The sequence below is a fragment of the Massilia phosphatilytica genome, from assembly GCF_977014125.1.
In genome coordinates this window covers 1-2,789 of record NZ_CDRNIL010000036.1, presented here as the reverse complement: position 1 = coordinate 2,789, position 2,789 = coordinate 1, and the positions used below count along the sequence as shown (strand labels likewise).

Sequence of the window (2,789 nt, the reverse complement as noted above, 5' to 3'; positions counted from 1 at the left end):
TGTGCGCCGCGTCCACGCCTTCGATGTCGAAGGTCGGGTCCGCTTCTGCATAGCCCAGTTCCTGCGCCTGCTTGAGCACGGTAGCGAAGTCCAGGCCCTTGTCGCGCATCTCGGACAGGATGAAGTTCGTCGTGCCGTTGATGATGCCGGCCACGGATTCGATGCGGTTGGCCGACAGGCCTTCGCGCAGCGCCTTGATGATCGGGATGCCGCCGGCGACGGCCGCTTCGAACGCCACCATCACGCCCTTGGCCTGGGCCGCTTCGAAGATCTCGTTGCCGTGCAGCGCGAGCAGCGCCTTGTTGGCGGTGACGACGTGCTTGCCGTTGGCGATCGCCTGCAGCACCAGCTCGCGCGTCAGGCCGTAGCCGCCGATCAGTTCGACGACGATGTCGATGTCGGGATTGTTCACCACGGCGAACGGGTCGGCCACGACCTCCACATCGGCGCCCACGATGCCTTTGGCACGTTCGAGGTTGCGGACGGCGACCATGGCCACCTCGATGCCGCGGCCGGCGCGGCGGCGGATTTCTTCCTGGTTGCGTTGGAGGACGTGGTAGGTGCCTGCACCGACGGTGCCGAGGCCGAGCAAGCCTGCTTTGATGGGTTTCATATGAGTGCACCGTCTGGCTGTTCTTGTCGTTCTCAGCGCGCGTGGCGGCGCCGGTAGCCGTCGAGGAAGCGGGCGATACGGCCGCACGCATCCGTCAGGTCGTCGGCAATTGCGAGGAAGACCAGACGGAAATGGTCCGGCGTCTTCCAGTTGAAGCCGGTGCCTTGCACCAGCAGGACTTTTTCCTCGGACAACAGCTCACAGATAGATCTGCTGGTCATCGGCGATCGGGTAGATCTTCGGGTCGAGGCGTGGGAACACTGTGCCAGCGCCGCTTTTGGCTTGACGCAGGTAACGCCCGGGATATCGGTCAGGAGTTGGTGGGCCAGGTCGCGCTGGCGCGCGAGGCGGCCGCCGGGCGCGACGAGGTCGGCGATGCTCTGGTAGCCGCCGAGGGCCGGTCTGGATCGCAGTACTGGCCCGGCGCGTTGGCGCACAGGCGCATCGAAGCCAGCATGTTCAGGCCCTCGATATAGTCTTTCGCATGGCGTTTTTCGCCGGACACGACCATCCAGCCGGCGCGGCAGCCGCACGAGCGGTAGTTCTTCGACAGGCGCGTTCATGGTCACGAACAGGACGTCGTCGGCCAGCGAGGCCAGCGATACGTGCTCGTTGCCGTCGTACAGCGTCTTGTCGTAGATCTCGTCGGCGTAGACGATCAGCTGGTGCTGGCGCGCCAGTTCGACGATTTCCAGCAGCACATCGCGCGAATACAGCGCGCCGGTCGGGTTGTTCGGGTTGATGACGACGATCGCGCGCGTATTCGGCGTGATCTTCTTGCGCATGTCGTCGATGTCGGGCAGCCAGCCGGCCTGCTCGTCGCAGACATAATGCACCGGATTGCCGCCGGCCAGGCTGACGGCCGCCGTCCACAGCGGGTAGTCCGGCGCCGGCACCAGCACTTCGTCGCCGCTGTTCAAGAGGCCCTGCATCGCCATCACGATCAGTTCGGAGGCGCCGTTGCCCAGGTAGATGTCGTCGATGCCGACGCCGATTCGGCCGGGCACTTCCCCGGGCGTACTGCATCACCAGCCGTGACGCCGTGCGACCGATTCTGCCCTTCGAATCCGTGCTCGCCGGCGCGGTTCTGCTACGAATATGCGGGGCCCGGCACTGCACGATCGCGTCCGCCGGGTCGGAGCCGAACACGGCCACAAGGTCGCCGATGCTCAGCATCGGCGACCTTGTGGCCGTCTTCGGCTCCGACCCGCCGGACGCGATCGTGCAGTGCCGTGGCCCGCGACATGCAGTAGCAGGCCGCGCTACGTCGAGCTTCGAAGGGCATGTTCAGCATCGGTCGCAAGGCGGTCACCCTGGCACTACGCTGCCGGGGAAGTGCCCGGCCGAATCGGCGTCGGCATCGACGACATCTACCTGGGCAACGGCGCCTCCGAACTGATCGTGATGGCGATGCAGGGCCTCTTCGAGCAGCGGCGACGAAGTGCTGGTGCCGGCGCCGGACTACCCGCTGTGGACGGCGGCCGTCAGCCTGGCCGGCGGCAATCCGGTGCATTATGTCTGCGACGAGCAGGCCGGCTGGCTGCCCGACATCGACGACATGCGCAAGAAGATCACGCCGAATACGCGCGCGATCGTCGTCATCAACCCGAACAACCCGACCGGCGCGCTGTATTCGCGCGATGTGCTGCTGGAAATCGTCGAACTGGCGCGCCAGCACCAGCTGATCGTCTACGCCGACGAGATCTACGACAAGACGCTGTACGACGGCAACGAGCACGTATCGCTGGCCTCGCTGGCCGACGACGTCCTGTTCGTGACCATGAACGGCCTGTCGAAGAACTACCGCTCGTGCGGCTACCGCGCCGGCTGGATGGTCGTGTCCGGCGAAAAACGCCATGCGAAAGACTATATCGAGGGCCTGAACATGCTGGCTTCGATGCGCCTGTGCGCCAACGCGCCGGGCCAGTATGCGATCCAGACGGCCCTCGGCGGCTACCAGAGCATCGCCGACCTCGTCGCGCCCGGCGGCCGCCTCACGCGCCAGCGCGACCTGGCCCACCAACTCCTGACCGATATCCCGGGCGTTACCTGCGTCAAGCCAAAAGCGGCGCTGTACATGTTCCCACGCCTCGACCCGAAGATCTACCCGATCGCCGATGACCAGCAATTTATCTGTGAGCTGTTGTCCGAGGAAAAAGTCCTGCTGGTGCAAGGC

1 protein-coding gene and 2 pseudogenes are annotated in these 2,789 nt (G+C 65.3%); 1 reads left to right on the top strand and 2 read right to left on the bottom strand.

Annotation, left to right across the window (positions count from 1 at the left end):
• Both ACWNCF_RS01495 and ACWNCF_RS01490 read right to left on the bottom strand, forming a co-directional pair.
• Positions 1–613 (bottom strand): homoserine dehydrogenase (locus ACWNCF_RS01495; RefSeq protein ID WP_449405763.1); only part of this gene is annotated, 613 nt, incomplete at its 3' end.
• A 32-nt stretch (positions 614–645) separates the two neighbouring features.
• A pseudogene (locus tag ACWNCF_RS01490) lies at positions 646–1,859 on the bottom strand (pyridoxal phosphate-dependent aminotransferase).
• A 104-nt stretch (positions 1,860–1,963) separates the two neighbouring features.
• Here ACWNCF_RS01490 and ACWNCF_RS01485 point away from each other — a divergent pair.
• A pseudogene (locus ACWNCF_RS01485) lies at positions 1,964–2,789 on the top strand (aminotransferase class I/II-fold pyridoxal phosphate-dependent enzyme); the annotation flags it as partial.